This is a genomic window from Acinetobacter calcoaceticus (assembly GCF_051947995.1).
Lineage (GTDB): Bacteria > Pseudomonadota > Gammaproteobacteria > Pseudomonadales > Moraxellaceae > Acinetobacter.
This window is the reverse complement of sequence record NZ_JBLVVH010000096.1, coordinates 1-203: the sequence shown is the minus strand read 5'-3', so window position 1 is coordinate 203 and position 203 is coordinate 1. Positions and strand designations below refer to the sequence as shown.

Sequence of the window (203 nt, the reverse complement as noted above, 5' to 3'; positions counted from 1 at the left end):
ACCGTGACCTGAAAGTGGATAGCGTGACTGCGGGCGATACCGTCATCAACAACGATGGCATGACCATCACCGGTGGCCCAAGTGTCACCAAAGACGGCATCGATGCTGCAGGGACCAAAGTCACGAATGTTGCCGATGGGACCGATGCCACTGATGCAGTCAATAAAGGCCAACTGGATCAGGCCAGTCAGGACCTGACCGAT

At 55.7% G+C, this 203-nt stretch carries 1 protein-coding gene; it reads left to right on the top strand.

The window, feature by feature from the left end; all coding sequences use genetic code 11:
* Positions 1-203: hypothetical protein (locus ACNQO6_RS18695; RefSeq protein WP_440209937.1), on the top strand; the 203-nt coding region annotated here is incomplete at both ends.